The 15,378-nt window shown below is 63.9% G+C and carries 16 protein-coding genes and 1 tRNA gene; 10 read left to right on the top strand and 7 right to left on the bottom strand.

Annotated elements, in window-relative coordinates:
- Positions 1–111: 111 nt before the first annotated feature.
- The gene (locus LKE06_RS28910) at positions 112–1,446 is read right to left on the bottom strand and encodes a PucR family transcriptional regulator (RefSeq protein ID WP_228002495.1); all 1,335 of its coding nucleotides are present in this window, start codon (positions 1,444–1,446) and stop codon (positions 112–114) included.
- Positions 1,447–1,457: 11 nt separating this feature from the next.
- Positions 1,458–4,379 carry a pyruvate dehydrogenase (acetyl-transferring), homodimeric type gene (gene aceE / locus LKE06_RS28905; protein ID WP_372477443.1) on the bottom strand — a complete coding sequence of 974 codons (2,922 nt, stop codon included), beginning with the start codon at positions 4,377–4,379 and terminating at the stop codon, positions 1,458–1,460.
- A gap of 215 nt (positions 4,380–4,594) precedes the next feature.
- On the opposite strand from aceE, the gene LKE06_RS28900 reads away from it, so the two are divergent.
- The 4 genes from LKE06_RS28900 to LKE06_RS28885 all read left to right on the top strand — a co-directional run bounded on the left by LKE06_RS28900 (position 4,595) and on the right by LKE06_RS28885 (position 6,361).
- The gene (locus LKE06_RS28900) at positions 4,595–5,152 is read left to right on the top strand and encodes an Rv2240c family protein (RefSeq protein WP_228002493.1); all 558 of its coding nucleotides are present in this window, start codon (positions 4,595–4,597) and stop codon (positions 5,150–5,152) included.
- Between the two features lie 127 nt (positions 5,153–5,279).
- Positions 5,280–5,702 carry a DUF3052 domain-containing protein gene (locus LKE06_RS28895; RefSeq protein ID WP_228002492.1) on the top strand — a complete coding sequence of 141 codons (423 nt, stop codon included), beginning with the start codon at positions 5,280–5,282 and terminating at the stop codon, positions 5,700–5,702.
- A gap of 75 nt (positions 5,703–5,777) precedes the next feature.
- Positions 5,778–6,257, top strand: a complete 480-nt coding sequence (locus LKE06_RS28890) for a peroxiredoxin (RefSeq protein WP_228002491.1) — start codon at positions 5,778–5,780, stop codon at positions 6,255–6,257.
- Positions 6,258–6,289: 32 nt separating this feature from the next.
- A tRNA-Val gene (locus LKE06_RS28885) sits at positions 6,290–6,361 on the top strand.
- Positions 6,362–6,751: 390 nt separating this feature from the next.
- Here LKE06_RS28885 and LKE06_RS28880 read toward each other — a convergent pair.
- The gene (locus tag LKE06_RS28880; RefSeq protein ID WP_228002490.1) at positions 6,752–7,165 is read right to left on the bottom strand and encodes a MarR family winged helix-turn-helix transcriptional regulator; all 414 of its coding nucleotides are present in this window, start codon (positions 7,163–7,165) and stop codon (positions 6,752–6,754) included.
- 70 nt (positions 7,166–7,235) lie between these two features.
- Here LKE06_RS28880 and LKE06_RS28875 point away from each other — a divergent pair, with 70 nt between their 5' ends.
- The 3 genes from LKE06_RS28875 to LKE06_RS28865 all read left to right on the top strand — a co-directional run bounded on the left by LKE06_RS28875 (position 7,236) and on the right by LKE06_RS28865 (position 8,827).
- A complete protein-coding gene (locus LKE06_RS28875; protein WP_228002489.1) occupies positions 7,236–7,763 on the top strand; it encodes a MarR family winged helix-turn-helix transcriptional regulator in 528 nt (175 codons plus the stop codon).
- Between the two features lie 256 nt (positions 7,764–8,019).
- A complete protein-coding gene (locus LKE06_RS28870) occupies positions 8,020–8,592 on the top strand; it encodes a hypothetical protein (protein WP_228002488.1) in 573 nt (190 codons plus the stop codon).
- Positions 8,576–8,827 (top strand): abscisic acid-deficient protein Aba4 family protein, encoded by a 252-nt coding sequence (locus LKE06_RS28865; RefSeq protein ID WP_228002487.1) that lies wholly within the window; start codon positions 8,576–8,578, stop codon positions 8,825–8,827. Before LKE06_RS28870 ends, LKE06_RS28865 begins: the two co-directional genes overlap by 17 nt.
- Here the strand turns inward: LKE06_RS28865 and LKE06_RS28860 are convergent.
- On the bottom strand, positions 8,764–9,684 hold the full coding sequence (locus LKE06_RS28860) for a hypothetical protein (protein ID WP_228002486.1): 921 nt from the start codon (positions 9,682–9,684) through the stop codon (positions 8,764–8,766). The genes LKE06_RS28865 and LKE06_RS28860 overlap by 64 nt on opposite strands.
- Before the next feature lie 859 nt (positions 9,685–10,543).
- On the opposite strand from LKE06_RS28860, the gene LKE06_RS28845 reads away from it, so the two are divergent.
- Together LKE06_RS28845 and LKE06_RS28840 are read left to right on the top strand one after the other, a co-directional pair.
- A complete protein-coding gene (locus LKE06_RS28845) occupies positions 10,544–10,990 on the top strand; it encodes a DUF6924 domain-containing protein (RefSeq protein ID WP_228002485.1) in 447 nt (148 codons plus the stop codon).
- A gap of 147 nt (positions 10,991–11,137) precedes the next feature.
- Positions 11,138–11,635, top strand: a complete 498-nt coding sequence (locus LKE06_RS28840; RefSeq protein WP_228002484.1) for a class I SAM-dependent methyltransferase — start codon at positions 11,138–11,140, stop codon at positions 11,633–11,635.
- A 255-nt stretch (positions 11,636–11,890) separates the two neighbouring features.
- On the opposite strand, the gene LKE06_RS28835 is transcribed toward LKE06_RS28840, so the two are convergent.
- The 3 genes from LKE06_RS28835 to LKE06_RS28825 all read right to left on the bottom strand — a co-directional run bounded on the left by LKE06_RS28835 (position 11,891) and on the right by LKE06_RS28825 (position 14,077).
- Positions 11,891–12,478: a tyrosine-protein phosphatase gene (locus LKE06_RS28835; protein ID WP_228002483.1), complete on the bottom strand. Its 588-nt coding sequence runs from the start codon at positions 12,476–12,478 to the stop codon at positions 11,891–11,893.
- A gap of 115 nt (positions 12,479–12,593) precedes the next feature.
- Positions 12,594–13,124, bottom strand: a complete 531-nt coding sequence (locus LKE06_RS28830) for a DUF3145 domain-containing protein (RefSeq protein ID WP_228002482.1) — start codon at positions 13,122–13,124, stop codon at positions 12,594–12,596.
- 122 nt (positions 13,125–13,246) lie between these two features.
- Complete coding sequence (locus LKE06_RS28825) at positions 13,247–14,077, bottom strand: serine hydrolase domain-containing protein (protein ID WP_228002481.1); 831 nt, start codon at positions 14,075–14,077, stop codon at positions 13,247–13,249.
- 99 nt (positions 14,078–14,176) lie between these two features.
- Between LKE06_RS28825 and LKE06_RS28820 the strand changes: the two genes are divergently transcribed.
- The gene (locus tag LKE06_RS28820; protein WP_228002480.1) at positions 14,177–15,370 is read left to right on the top strand and encodes a serine hydrolase domain-containing protein; all 1,194 of its coding nucleotides are present in this window, start codon (positions 14,177–14,179) and stop codon (positions 15,368–15,370) included.
- Positions 15,371–15,378 lie beyond the last annotated feature (8 nt).

Below are 15,378 nucleotides of genomic sequence, written 5' to 3'. Positions count from 1 at the left end.
GTGAGGTGGCCCGCACGAGATGTCGACGCGAATGAAGCTTGTCGACTGCTTTTGTGGGGGTCCCACAAAAGGCCACGTGAGATGTCCGGATCGACCGAATCGCATGTTCTGTTACAGGCCCTCGTGACCCGAGGAAAGGCGAGTGGCCTCTGAGGCAGAAGGTGATGATTCGTTACGAGTTCGTGTCAAACGACCTACCGTTGCCGCGATCCGGAGCACATAGGCATCCCGTGGGTTCATCGGATCGCGCCCGGTGATTTCGGCTATTCGTTTAAGACGGTAGCGAACGGTATTTGGATGTACGTACAGCTGACGGGCGCACGTCTCGACAGCGCCACCACAATCCAGATAGGCCTCGAGCGTGTCCGCCAGCGACGAACCCGCCGCAGCCAACGGAAGGACAAGATACTCGTTCAGCGCGTCCACCGCAGCTCGGTCGCCGAGCAGCGCTCGTTCGGGCAGCAATTCGGCCGCGTGTACGGGTCGCGGTGCCCCGCGCCAGCCCACCACGGCCTCCATTCCGGCAAGCGCTTCCAGCGCGCTGGCATGCGCCGCGCCAAGGGTTCGGGTGGTCGGTCCGATCACCACTGGGCCATCGGAGAACACCTCGGCCAGCAGGTCCGCGAGGAACGGTGACACATATGAGGTGTCCCCCAACTGACCGCTGACCACCATCACCAGCCGCGATCCCTGCACCACCGCCAGCGCCGCCCGGCTGTGGCGAGCGGCGATGGTGTGTACCGACCCGAGCATCGAGACACCCTGGTCCCCCGGCGGCGTACCGACAAGCACCGTCGCAGGCGCGGTCGCGTCCCAGTTCAAGGTCGCGGCCCGCGACAACATGTCCGGGCCGGTATCGCCGCGGACCACCGCGTCCACGACCAGGGCCTCGAGGCGGGTATCCCAGGCGCCACGGGATTCCGCGGCGCTCGCGTACACCGAGGCGGCGGCGAATCCGAGCTCACGACCGTACCGCAACACCGCCTCGGTGAGCGCGACCAGCTGCCGGTCGTTGCGGGCGAGCGCGGGCAGCCACTGTTCGAAGAACTCCATTGCCACCCGGACCATGTCCACGGTCTGGCGCAGCGTGAGTCGCCGCGCCAGATCCTGTGGAATCACCTGGAAGGCATCCAGACTGAACCTGATGTCGCTGTCGGGATCCTGCAACCATTCCAGGAAGTTCACCACCGCGGTCTGCACCAGCATCTGCACGCCCGCGCGCTGCGCGGCATCCAGATCGGCGAAGAACGGCAACCGATCCTGCATCGACCCCACCGCCTCGGTGGAAAGCCGACCCGAGAACTGCTTCACGCGTTTGAGCAACGTGTCGGGAAGCGGGTCACGGGTTTGCCGGTTCGGGGAGAGCGCGCCCGTCGGCAGATACACCTCGTGCTCGGCAGAGCCTTCGGAGATCCGTCGCGGCCTCGGCGGTTTACGGTCCACCATGCAATCGTCCGCTACTCGCCGTCTCCGGCGCCGCTTGCCACCGATTTCGGCGCGGCGCCCACGTCATCGATACGGTATTCGGCGGCGGCCGTTGCCAGCGTCGCGTGGTCGATCTTGCCCGCCCTGACCAGGCCGGTGAGGGCGGCGATCACGATGGATTCCGCGTCCACGTTGAACACTCGCCGCGCGGCGGGCCGCGTGTCGGAGAAGCCGAAGCCATCCGTCCCGAGGGTGGTGAAGTCGCCTGGAACCCACTTGCGAACCTGGTCGGGTACCGCGCGGATCCAATCCGTCGCGGCGACATAGGGCCCTTCGACCTGAGAGAGCGCCTGCGTGACATACGGGACGCCCGCGTCGGTGCCCGGGATCCGCAGGTTCGCGATCTCCATGTCGAGCGCCTCCTTGCGGAGTTCGCCCCAGGAGGTCACCGACCAGACATCCGCCTGCACACCCCACCGCTTCGCGAGCAGCGCCTGAGCACGCAATCCGTCGGGCACCGTAACGCCGGAGACCAGGATCTGCGCGCGCACATCACCCGCGCCACCACGGGAGTACAGATAGATGCCCTTGAGTAGACCGGCGATATCGAGCCCCTCCGGTTCCGCCGGTTGCTGGTAGGGCTCGTTGTACAGGGTGATGTAGTAGAAAATGTCCTCGCCACCGAAGTTGCCCGCCGATTCCGCGCCATGCGAAACGGCTCCCGGCAACGTGCCGGGCCCGATCTGCGGGGTGCCGCCGCCGTACATCCGGCGCAACCCGTCGCGCACGATGTGCGCGAGCTCGAAGGCGAACGCCGGATCGTAGGTGACAACGGCCGGGTTGGTGGATGCCAACAGCAGCGAGTGGCCGTCGTTGTGCTGCAGCCCCTCACCGGTCAACGTGGTTCGCCCGGCAGTTGCTCCGAGTACGAAACCGCGCGCCAATTGGTCCGCGGCCGCCCACAGTCCATCGCCGGTGCGCTGGAAGCCGAACATCGAATAGAAGATGTACAGCGGGATCATCGGTTCGCCGTGCGTCGCGTACGAGGTACCCACGGCGGTGAACGACGCGGTCGATCCGGCCTCGTTGATGCCCTCGTGCAGAATCTGCCCGACCGAGCTCTCTTTGTAGGCAAGCATCAAATCGGCGTCGACCGATGTGTACAACTGGCCGTTTCGATTGTAGATCTTCAACGAAGGGAACCAGGAGTCCATACCGAAGGTACGAGCCTCGTCCGGGATGATCGGAACGATCCGCTTGCCGATTTCCTTGTCGCGCAGCAGCTCCTTCATCAGCCGCACCAGCGCCATCGTCGTCGCCACGTTCTGCTTACCCGAACCCTTGCGCACCGAGCGATACGCCTCGTCGCCGGGAAGTTGCAGAGGCTTAGCTGTGGCACGTCGCTCGGGCAGGTAGCCACCGAGCGCCTTACGACGGTCGAGCATGTACTGGATCTCGCGCGCCTCCATACCCGGGTGGTAGTACGGCGGCAGGTACGGATCCTTCTCGAGCTCGGCGTCGCTGATCGGAATCCGTTGCAGGTCACGGAAATCCTTGAGGTCCTGCAGCGTCAGCTTCTTCATCTGATGCGTGGCGTTACGGCCCTCGAAGTGCTTACCGAGGGTGTAACCCTTGATGGTTTTGGCCAGGATCACCGTCGGCTGACCCTTGTGCGCCATCGCGGCGGCGTAGGCGGCGTAGACCTTGCGGTAGTCGTGGCCACCTCGCTTGAGATTCCAGATCTCCTGATCCGACAGATCCTGCACCAGCGCCTTGGTACGCGGGTCACGGCCGAAGAAATGATCGCGCACATACGCGCCGTCATTGGCCTTGTAGGTCTGGTAGTCGCCGTCGGGCGTGCTGTTCATCAGATTCACCAGCGCCCCATCGCGATCGGCGCCGAGTAGCGCGTCCCACTCACGGCCCCAGATGACCTTGATGACGTTCCAGCCCGCACCGCGGAAGAACGACTCGAGTTCCTGAATAATCTTGCCGTTACCGCGAACCGGGCCGTCGAGACGCTGCAGATTGCAGTTGACGACGAAAGTCAGATTATCGAGGCTCTCCATTGCCGCGACCTGCGCGAGCCCGCGCGACTCCGGCTCGTCCATCTCGCCGTCGCCGAGGAACGCCCACACATGCTGGTCAGAGGTGTCCTTGATACCGCGATCGTGCAGGTAGTGGTTGAACCGCGCCTGGTAGATGGCGTTCATCGGGCCGAGGCCCATCGACACCGTGGGGAATTCCCAGAAGTTGTTCAGCAGGCGCGGATGCGGATACGACGGCAATCCCTTGCCCGGGCCGCCGTGGCTGTACTCCTGTCGGAAGCCGTCCATCCGGTCGGCGCTGAGCCGGCCCTCCAGGAACGCTCGAGCATAGATGCCGGGCGAGGCGTGGCCCTGGATGAAGATCGAGTCGCCGCCGCCGGAATGGTCTTTGCCGCGGAAGAAGTGGTTGAAGCCGACCTCATACAGCGCCGCCGAGGACGCGTAGGTCGAAATGTGGCCGCCCACACCGATTCCCGGACGCTGTGCGCGATGCACCATGATCGCCGCGTTCCAGCGGATCCAGGCGCGGAAGCGTCGCTCCACCTCTTCGTCGCCGGGGAACCACGGCTCGTTTTCGGTGGGAATCGTATTGACGTAGTCGGTCGAAGTCAGGGAGGGGATGGCGACCCGGCGCTCACCGGCACGCTCGAGCAAACGCAGCATGAGGTAGCGCGCTCGGCCCGGGCCTTCCCGGTCGAGCATGTCATCGAACGATTCGAGCCATTCGGAGGTTTCCTCCGGGTCGATGTCCGGTAGGTAGGACGCCACTCCCTCGCGGATCACCCGGACGCGTCCACCTGCAGGCGCGTCGGATGATCCGTGCGGATCGCGGCCTGGAGCAGGGGCGGTCTCGGAGTTGGGCACAGCGGGTTTCGCTGTAGCGGAAGAGTGGATCAGGTCGGTCAAATCTGCTCCTCGTACAGGGGTGGACATGTGATGACGTCTGTTTCCCCGGGCGGGCACGCTTGGTTGGCGAACCGCCCGCTTACGAAAGGGTTCGGGCGCACCTCCATCCTTCCGGATGATGTGTCCCAGGTCATCATGTCAGTCGCGAATCCAGTACCGTTCTGCAGGGAACGTGAGTCGAGGCTGCCGTAGTACGAGCAGGAGCGGAGAGGACGATGAAGGTGCTGGACCCACGGGGGTTCGGGTTGGTGTGCGCGGGCCTGGCGGTGGCCGCCGGTCTGACCGTGGCGGGGTGTGCGAATCAGGTCGAGGGGGTCGCGAGTCCGAACGCGCAGGAACTAGCGACATACAAGACCGAGGCAGCCTCTTCGTCGGCCGCGGCCAGTTCCTCACGCAAAGCGGCGGCACAGGCACAGGTCATCGGCGACAACTGTGCGCAGTTCCCCAACACCACCGGCGTCGGCGTCTCGAAGTACAACGACTTCATCAACGCCCACGACGCCAACGCACCCGACTACGCGGCCAAGCGTGAGGAGGCCGCGGCGACACTCGATGAGGCCGCCAACAAAGTCGAGACCGGAGTAAACTCCACCAACGATGCGCTGCCAATTGACTTGTCGGCGAACTTCACCGAGTACGTTGCGGCCGCCCGGCTGTTGGCGTCGGAGACTCGCAAGATGACCTACACCGCACCGGTTGGACCGCTTAACGACGCGAGCAAACGGGTCAACGACGCACGTAACGCGGTCCGCGACGCGTGCCCGAAGCGCTGATCGAGAGCCATCGGCACGAACTTGTCACACGACATTCAAGGGTTATTTCGTCCGATCAGCTTGCGCTCGAGCCGATAACCATGTTCGCTTGCAACTACCTATCACCTGATTTGAGGAGGACACCACCGTGGTCGCCGCGGCGGACGCGCAGAACTACGCTCAGAAGCTTGGCATTATTCACGGCATGGTTGTCCAGGAACTGGGCTGGGATGAGGACACCAACGACGACCTGAGAGCCGACATCGAGGAAGTCATCGGCAGCGAGCTGCTCGATGAGGACTCCGATGAGGTCATGGACGTCGTATTGCTGTGGTGGCGCGACGACGACGGGGATCTGGTGGATGCCCTGATGGAGGTCACCGGTCTGCTTTCGGACGAGGGATTCGTCTGGGTGCTCACTCCCAAGACCGGAAATCCTGGACACGTCGACCCGAGTGAAATCGCCGAGTCCGCACCACCAGCAGGTTTCACGCAAACCTCCGCGATCAATCTCGGAGACTGGGCAGGCAGCCGCCTGGTGCAACCGAAAGCGCCCTCCAAGCAGCGCTGACCGGTCATTCGCTATGGTTCCGCCGGGCGGCTTTCATGCCGCCCGGCGTTAGCCCGACACCGATGGAGGTTCACGATGCCGTTGGAGGTTGGCCCGCTAGAGGTCGGCTCTGTCGCGCCGAATTTCACACTCAAGGATCAGAACAACCAGGAAGTCTCGCTCTCGGACTTCCTGGGCAAGAAGAACGTGCTGATCGTGTTCTACCCGCTCGCCTTCACCGGCATCTGCCAGGGCGAGCTGTGCAAGGTCCGTGACGAACTGCCGAAGTTCCAGAACGATGACGCGGAAATCTTGGCCATCTCGGTCGGCCCGCCGCCCACCCACAAGATCTGGGCCGCCGAACAGGGCTACGTCTTCCCGCTCCTGTCGGACTTCTGGCCACACGGCGCCGTAGCCCAAACCTACGGTGTCTTCAACGACAAATCCGGTTTCGCCAACCGTGGCACGTTCGTCATCGACCGAGACGGAATCGTCCGTTTCGCCGAAATGAACGGCCCCGGCGAGCCCCGTGACCAGGCGGCTTGGGAGAAAGCGCTCGCCGCGCTAGATTCATAGACCGATCCCGCCGGTATCCGCCGGCGGACCAAGGGCGTATAGCTCAGCGGTAGAGCTCTGGTTTTACACACCAGCGGTCGGGGGTTCGAACCCCTCTGCGCCCACAAGTGAACATCGAGGCAGACGCTGCTTTCAGCGGGGCAGCCAGCGCCGATGCAACGGACGCTGTGGGGCGAACACGGGGCCACAGCCCAGTATCGTCGCTATGAGCCCTCTCCACTCTGGCAATGCCCCGCAGCGCATCATCACCCGAGCTCGCGAGCCATCTGGCGCGAGTTTGCTCGGTGAAACTCGAAATGACTGCTCATGAGTATGCTGTCGCGTATCTGGGCGGCTGGTATCCCGGCCTCCTCGAGTAGCACAATCGGGGGCACCCAGGGCACTGCGCGTGACAACGTCGCCCACCGGAGCACCCGGATGTCCAGCGTCTCATTGGCATTGCCGCCGAGAGGGCATCGACTGATGCCACCCCGGTCGGTGGCGAAACGAACGATTTAGGCCATCGCATCGACGAAACGGGTAAGTAGCCGCGCGAATTCGCCCCGCTCGCATGCGGTCCACCCAGACATCGCTTGATCGAACGCCTCGCGGCGGCGACGGTGCACTGCGGCGACGACCGCCTGCCCGCGGTCGGTCAGCACCAACACTGAACGTCGGCCATCGGTCTGATCGGCGACCCGCCGCACCAGGTTCGCTCCGACTGCGGTGGCAATCAGTTTGCTCGCGCGTGGCTGGTCAACCGCCAGGGCCACCGCCACTGTAGACACAGTGGGTTCGTCGGAGGATTCGATGACATCGAGGACGTCGAACGCCTGCCCGGCGATCTCCTTTCCGCCCGCCAGCGTGCGCTTGGTCTGGCGGCGGCGAATCGCGATCATCGCCTGCTCCACACGATCGACATCATCCATACCGGCATGTTATCGTTCCAAACTACTTGCACTTAGACAAGTAGTTGTAAATCGACATGGAGGTGCCACAATGCGCATCCGCTCACTTCTCCTCTGCGTCTTGACCACTGCCGCGCTGCCATTGGCCGCGTGCTCGAGCCAGGGGCAGGACCCACCCAGCTCGACGGTGGCTACCGAGCCGACCGACAGCAGGTTGATCGGATTCCAACTCAAGCGACTCGACCAGTTGATCGAGTCCACCTTCGACAAGCTTCTGACCGAGGCCGGTCTCACCCGCCGCCAGTGGCAGACTCTTAACGTCATCAGCCGGAGCCCGGCCGATGCGGCGCAACTGACCGACGCACTGCGTCCGTTCTGGGACGCGAATCGGGAGAACGTCGACGAAGTGGTCGCCGAACTGACTGCCCGCGCCTGGGTCGAGCAGAGTCCGGACTCTCGCTATGTCCTGACGCCCGCTGGGCGCACCGCACACAGCGAAGCAGCAAAGTCCGTGGATCGGATCCGAGACCTCTCGGCAACCGGGGTCAGCCCCGAGGGGTTCGCCACCATGATGGACGTCATGGGACGCATGATCGAGAACTTGGAACGCGTCAGCTGAATGCGAGCACGGAGCCGCTGCGAACCACACTGCGCATGCTCCTTATCAATGATCCGCAACTACATTTGTCGCGTCCCTTTTGCTGATCGATATATGGATATCAAACTAGCAACCAACGAATAGTTGCGTTATCCGTTCTTGGAGATGTTGTGACTACCGGCAATATCACTGCCGCATTGCGCGAAGTGCTGCGGCGCGCGGAACCCGCAGTCATTTCAATGTCGCGACCGAATTCGACACCACGCTGTGGCAATTCATGGGCCTGACCATCGCAGTTCTATTCGTCGGCACGCTTGTGGCCGGTGTATCACTTGCCGTGCGCCGCGTCAGCGATCCAGCGCTGACCTGGGCGATTCGGTTCGGCATCGCTATCTCGTTGGTCGGCATGGCATTGGGCAAACTGATGGCCGATCTACCGTCCGGCATCGACGGTGTCTCCGGCGCACACACTGTCGGAGCACCGGATGGGACTCCGGGGATGCCGGTGACCGGTTGGAGCACGACACATGGTGACCTGAGGGTGCCGCACTTCGTCGGCCTGCACGCCCTGCAACTACTTCCGCTTATCGCGGTATTGCTGGCCGCGGGATCGAAACGCATCCGCCGGCTGGGCAATGCAACCCTGCGCGTTCGTCTGGTCTGGATCGCGGCGGCCGGTTATGCGGCAGTCGTCGTCCTGACCACCTGGCAAGCTCAGCGCGGGCAGCCGCTGCTCCACCGCGATCCGACGACCGCGAGCGAGTTCGTGCTGCTGGCCATTGTCTGCGTTGCCGCAGCGGGTACCGCAGTCCGATCCGGCCACGGGAAGTCGAATGAACCGGCTGTTTGATCTCGCCTTCGACGTCACCGCTCCGTTCTGGGCCCTGATGATCCTCGCACCTACCTGGTCCTGGACCGCCCAGGTGATCACCGAGACCGTCAGCGCCGAACTGACCATCACCCGCCCGTCCGAGATCGCCCTGCACGAGAAGACCTTCACCCTGCTCGCCGACCAGGCCGCCTACAACGACGCCGCCCGAGCGCTCATCGGGCGAGCGCTGGAGCGGCGTACGGGGGCGGCGTGAGCGCACCTATCCGCGTGAGCACGCGCTCTATTGCGCCGCAATGAACCTGGAATTGGCATACCGCCCGGTGTCGGCTCCCAATCAGGCTTCGCCATCTCCTCGGCCAGCCAGAACTCGAATTCATTGCTCTTACAATGGTATTCATCAACTTGACACCGGACCGCCTCTTTCACCTGGTCCCAAAACCAGCCGTAGAACTGACGGGCGCGCGTTGAATACTTCTCCAATAGAGGAAGGAACTCAACGTCTTTCGCCTGGGTTTTGAGGAAGCGTTTGGCCGGCCCTCCCCATCTGGAGTACTTGTCCAGTTCGTCTCGCTCGAGTTCGACTGTGTTGATCCACATCGCCGGTCCGGGTGGGCGGTGACTCAGCGTCGTGCCAATCGACATCATCGGCACGGCGTAATGCACTGTGAAGTTTCGGAGATCGAACAAGAACTTGATGTCGTCGTCGCCGAAAAGCTCAGTAACCTTCGGTTCGTAGGTCTCGACTTCCCAGACCGTTCTGGTGTCGTTGTCGTCGCGCCGCTGATCGTTGGGAAGACGCTTCGACCAGAGCTTGCGGTGGGTACTGCGTTGTACATCGCGAAGGGTGGCGACAGACGCAATGTAGTTGTGGAAAAGACGCACAGCCTCGTGTTCGAACTCGTCCGGAAGATCGTTCACGTGCCGGGCAGTGCCGACAAACGTCGAAATGTGCTTGGTCAGCTCGGCACCGTTGGTCGAGAACAATCGTGAGACCCGATTCAGGGCGTCTAGTCGTTCGTGGTGCTCCTTGCCGGAAAGTTTCGCCAGGAGAGCCAGCCTCTGTTCACGCTCCACCGCCCACTCCGCCTGCCAACTCTGTTTGTCGCTCATCGCCCCTCTGCCCGCCGTGAATTGGTCGACCCCGAGGCTGCGGCGCAGCCGTCGCGCCGAGTTCCCGGCACGCTTCGAGGTCGCTCTTGATCGGATTGCTCGACACCACCACGTAATCGGCCGCCTTCACCCGACCGAGCCCGGTCGTGCTGAAGGTGACACCACGCTCGGCCCTCAGCGCCCTCATGCGGGGAGAATAAGGCCAGCCACTGACAGATTCGGTGGCCTCGAGGCTCGGCTCACTCCCGGCGTCCCTACAGCGTCCCTAAACAGGAAGATACGGCCGGACGGGGCGGTACCCGGCGGACGGTTCGGCGCGCTTTCACACACCAGCGGTCGGGGGTTCGAACCCCTCTGCGCCCACCGAAGAACATCGCGATAGACCCCGTTTTTCATGGGGCAGCCTGGCTCGTGCGGTTCGATTCATGGGGCAAACATGGGGCACGCCTCCCGAGACTTGGGCTGCGAATGTCATGACACATCCCGAGGAACCCGTGCCACTCCAGGACGAGGCGACAGGCGAGCCGCCGCGCCGGATGGAAGCCCGTCCTGACTAATTCGGCTGCATATCCGATGTCGTGAAGCCAGGCCGCAGCAACCAACTCGTCCGCGTTGTCGACCACCTCGGCGGCCGGCCGGGCAACGCCTTGAACGTGTGCCCATCGGCGCGGTAGGGATGACGCAAGTTGGGTACTCGCCAGCTCTTCCGCCCATGTTGCCAAGCACCCCATACCGCGAGTGCAGTCGGCAAGCAACCTGGTGCAGCCCTGTACAGGTGCAAGCCACTAACTAAGGGGCCGTGTGCGGGGTTCCCCTACGGCTGGGCTGTGACGTCCTGCCGCGGCGCACAGGAGGCTGCATGCTGCCCGAGACCAACCTGACGATCCTGGTCCGCACCTGCTATGACCGACCCAAGGAGTGGGAGCGGTTCCTCGAGGCCCTCACCCGGCCGGACGCCTCCGGTGAGGAGGCGATCGACCAGGTGGACATTCTGGACGATCCCGCCTACGCCGGTATGGGCGTGGCGCAGCTGCTGGAGCTGGTGGAGCAGGACGAGGACGGCTGGCCGCAGCACACCGTCCTCCTGGTCGTGGACGAGGAGGCCCTTCGCGGTGAGCTGCTGGCGCTGGCGGTGTGCAACCAGCTGCACGAGGACGATCCGCTGCCGAAGACCGAGTCAGAGGAACCGTTCCGGATCACTTCCGGGCTGCTGGCCTCGTTCGCGACGGACATGAACCTCGCCAACGCCGACTTCTTCGAGATCCGGCGCGACGTCGCGGAAGACGGTGTGCTGCGCAAACGGTAGGTGGGGCCTGGCACACGCGAAGTACCTCTTCCAGGGCGCACCGGTAACTGCCACCGCCCTGCCGAACCTCCGGCGGCTGCCCGTCCTGCTCGACGAACTGGATATGCGCGATGATGCCCGCCCGGCGTGCCGTCGAGTTTGTGAGCAGTGGCGCTGTGTCGGCGGCAGCGGCGGAGGGACGGTCTTGACGAGCTGATCCTGACCGAACCGGAGGCCGCGATGCGCACGCGGTTGGCGCGGAGGTTGCGGCGCAGTCGACGTCGGGCACGTGTGCTCGACGCATCGGCGGAACAACTGCCATTCGCGGATGAAACCGTGGATACGGTCGTCTCAACGCTCGTGTTGTGCACTGTCGACGACCCCGATCCGGTGTTGCGGGAGATCGGGCGCGTGTTGCGCCCCCGCGGCCAGCTGCTGTTTCTCGAGCACGTACGTTCCGACTCGCCGCGACTTGCCTATTGGCAAGACCGCCTCGCCGATCCGTGGCGCCGGTTCGCGGAGGGCTGCCACTGCAACCGTGCCACCCTCGAGCTGATCCGGGCGTCCGGGCTGGAGCTCGAAGACGTACAGGACGCGTCGTGGCGGCGAATGCCCCCGATTGTTCGACCGCTGATCCTGGGTGTGGCCACCAAAAGTGGTATCTGACTGAAGCTGCGCCTCACTCGCCCTCGGCACGGCGGTCGTCACCGGCGTGGTCGCGGTGCTCTTGTCGCCGCTTCTGCTATCCATTCCGGATCCAGAACCCGGAGACTATGCCCCGCAATCGTGACAGGGAGGACGAATCTTGTTAGCCGGTTACAGTTTTCGCTGGAACTGACATTTATCGGACGCGATCATCTCTGTGCGAGATCGCCGACTCGACACCACTCGCGACTACTTCGACAAGACAATGGTTGTCACCTATGGTTCGAGAAGTTGATTCCGCAATTGTTTGATCACTCGCTGCTCGATCCCGACCTGCTCGGTGATGTATCGGCGTGCTGAACCATAGGTTGCGGCGAGGTCGTCGAGCACCAATTGCATGACTGCGGCGGGTGCCCGCCCATAACCGGGCCACTTCAGTTCGCGGTTGGGGTTGGCAGCTTTCCAGTCCGCGATCAGCCGGGCCGTCGCGAGTTCGGTCAGGGCGAAGTCGGCGAGGATTTGTTTCTCGGAGACATCCAGCGCGGTGAGTATCAAAGCGGCGATGAGCCCGGTGCGATCCTTGCCGGAAGCGCAGTGGACTACCGTGGGGCCCTCAGAGTCGGCGATCAGTTCGATTGCCCGCCGGATCTCCTCGACACCGTCGGCAGCGACTTCGGCGAACTTTTCGGCGAGGAAGTGCCACGGGTCGATGTCTGGATCAATATCGGCTTGGTCATAGGGCCGGTGCTCGATGCTGAAGTTGGCGTAGATGAATCGCTCGGGTTCGGGGACTTTGCCTTTGGCCTCGATTTGTGCAGATAGCCGAAGTCGATATGCCGCTTCAATTCGCCCCCTCCTCGTCAATCAAAGACGCGAACCTCCCGGTGCAACGGCTACGGTCCGAAACGGAAGGAAACTCGCCAGACCCAAATTACCCGTCCGACAATGGATTCATGGCGTCGCACAATGCACGAGAGGCTCAGCCGACGTCGCGGCGCAGCCAGGTTACTTCGGCGCCGGATTCGGTTCCGTAGCGGTAGACCTCGAGGTCTTCGTCCCAGGGTGCGCCGAGGGCGCGGTCGATTTCGGTGGCGAGGTCGTAGGAGTACTCATCGAGTTCGCGGGAGGCTTGCAGGAGGGTGCGCAGGCGCATTTCGCCCAGGGTCACGTCGCCGTTGGCGCTGGTGGAGCCGTGCCAGAGGCCGAGGTCGGGGACGAAGCTGTAGCGTTCGCCGTCGACGCCGTCGCTAGGGTCCTCGGTGACCTCGAACCGCAGCATCGGCCATGAACGCAGGGACTGCGCGATTCGGGCAGCGGTGCCTACGGGGCCGACCCAGTCGGAGGTTGCGCGCAGATGACCGTCGGCGGGTTGCGCGGTCCAGCGCAGTTTGGCTGGTGCGGCCAGGGCCGAGGTGAGTGCCCATTCGATGTGTGGGCACACCGCGGCGGGCGACGAGTGGATGTAGACCACACCCGCCGTCTCATCCGCGAACTGACTCGATGCGCGCACCACTAACACCTCCAGCTTCGACGAGGAACGTCTTCCCCAACGGCCCGTCGAGCCTGGCGTTGCCTGAGTGTACTGGAGTGCTCGAAGTTACACGTGTTACTTCGAATGCGTGTTCCGTCGTGTCACTTCGGGCCCCCATTGTGTACGAGCGTCAACTCGGCGATTACCGCATCGGAGAAAACCGGCCAAGCCTCCCGTGCCCAGTCGCCGAAATTCTCGTCGGTCAGTGCGATACACGCCACTCCTATTTTCGGATCGACCCACAGGAATGTGCCCGATTGCCCGAAATGGCCATAGGTACCAGGTGAGTTGGATCCGCCGGTCCAATGTGGTGATTTGCCGTCACGAAGCTCGAACCCGAGCCCCCAGTCGTTAGGACGCTGCGAACCGTAGCCGGGCAGCACGCCATTGCACCCGGGAAATTGAACCGATGTCGCCTCGGCGTGCGCCTGGGCGGAGATCAATTGCGGATTCAGCAATTCCGTCGCGAATCGCACCAGATCCGCGACAGTGGACCGGCCCGCGTGCCCTGCCGGGCCGGCCAGTACCGAGGCGGTCATACCGAGTGGTTCGAAGACCGCGTCATGCAGGTATTCCGGAAACCCGATCCCGGTCTGCTCGGACACGAAATCGGCGAGCACTTCGAAGCCCGAACTGGAGTAGATCCGCCGCGTGCCCGGCGCGGCCATTACCGCGTTGGTGTCGAAGGCGAGACCGGAGGTATGCGCGAGCAGGTGGCGCACGGTGGCACCGGGCGGACCCGCGGGTTGGTCGAGTTCGATCGCGCCCTCTTCCACCGCGACCAGCACCGCGTAGGCGATCAGCGGCTTCGTTACCGATGCCAGCGGAAACACGCGCCCGATGTCGCCTGCGGTCTGCGCGCCGTCACGGGTGAGGACACCCACCGTCGCGTGCCGAACGGGCCAGTCCTTGATCTGCTCGAGTGAACGCACGAGACGAGCCTACGAGACGACCGCGCGGCGAACGCGGCCGACAGTACCTCCGGGCATGGGGAGATGCGAATCCGGTACCGCCGGTACCATTGACTCACTATGAGCGCACAGCCCACCATCCACGGCGAGGTGGAGTCCGGCTTCGGACCGGTCGCCGACGCATTCCGACGCAACTTCGCCGATCATGGCGAAATCGGTGCTGCCGTGGCGGTTTATGCGGGTGATCGTCCGGTGGTGGATTTGTGGGCGGGCCATCGGGACCGGCACCGGACGCTGCCGTGGGAGCAGGACACGATCGTGCCGGTGTTCTCCTCTACGAAGGGGATGGCCGCATTCGTCATAGCCACCGCCGTATCGCGGGGACTGCTCGATTACGCGGAACCGGTCGCGAAATACTGGCCGGAATTCGCGGCGGCGGGCAAGGCGTCGGTGACGGTCCGGCAGTTGATCGACCATCAGGCCGGTCTGTCGGGGCTGGACACAGTGGTGCGGCTGCCCCAGGTCGCCGATTTGGATGGGCTGGCAACCATTCTGGCCGCACAGAAGCCGGCGTGGGTGCCGGGTACCCGGCATGGGTACCACGCCATCACCCTCGGCCTGTATCAGGGCGAGCTCGTACGCCGGGTCGATCCCGCGCATCGCACGCTCGGCCGCTTCTTCGCCGAGGAGATCGCGAAACCGCTCGGACTGGATTTCTTCATCGGACTGCCCGCCGAGGAGCGTATGGAGCGGATCGCTACGCTGGCCGCGACCGAGGGCATGGACATTCTGCGATATGAGCGTGATCTACCGGTGCGCATCGGCATCGAAATCTTCGCCAAGCGCGGGTTTTCCCATGCGGCACTGACCAATCCGCGTGTCGGTTCGCCCGCCAGGGCAACCAGGCGCGAGTTCCTCGAAGTCGAGATGCCGGGGTCCAACGGTGTCGGCAATGCCAGGTCGCTGGCGAAGGCGTACGGCGCCGCGGCCGGTCGCACCGGCGAGCTTCCGATCGACGACACGGTGCTTGACCTGATCGCCACCGCGGACGCCGCCGACGACGTTCCCGCCGATGATCTGGTGTTACACACCAAGAGTCGCTATCACCTGGGTTTCCGTAAATCGCGCGGTTCGTTCCGCTTCGGCTCGGACAAACGCGCCTACGGCACCACGGGTTTGGGCGGCTCCTTCGGATTCGCCGACCCGGCAACGGGTCTCGGCTTCGGCTATGCGATGAACCGGCTCGGCCTCGCCGTCCTCGACGACGTCCGCAGCCGCAAGCTGCGCGAGGCACTGCTGCGCTGCGCTGTCTGATGGCAACC

Source organism: Nocardia australiensis (assembly GCF_020733705.1).
In the GTDB taxonomy this organism is placed as follows: domain Bacteria; phylum Actinomycetota; class Actinomycetes; order Mycobacteriales; family Mycobacteriaceae; genus Nocardia; species Nocardia australiensis.
This window is presented reverse-complemented; position numbering and strand designations above follow the sequence as displayed.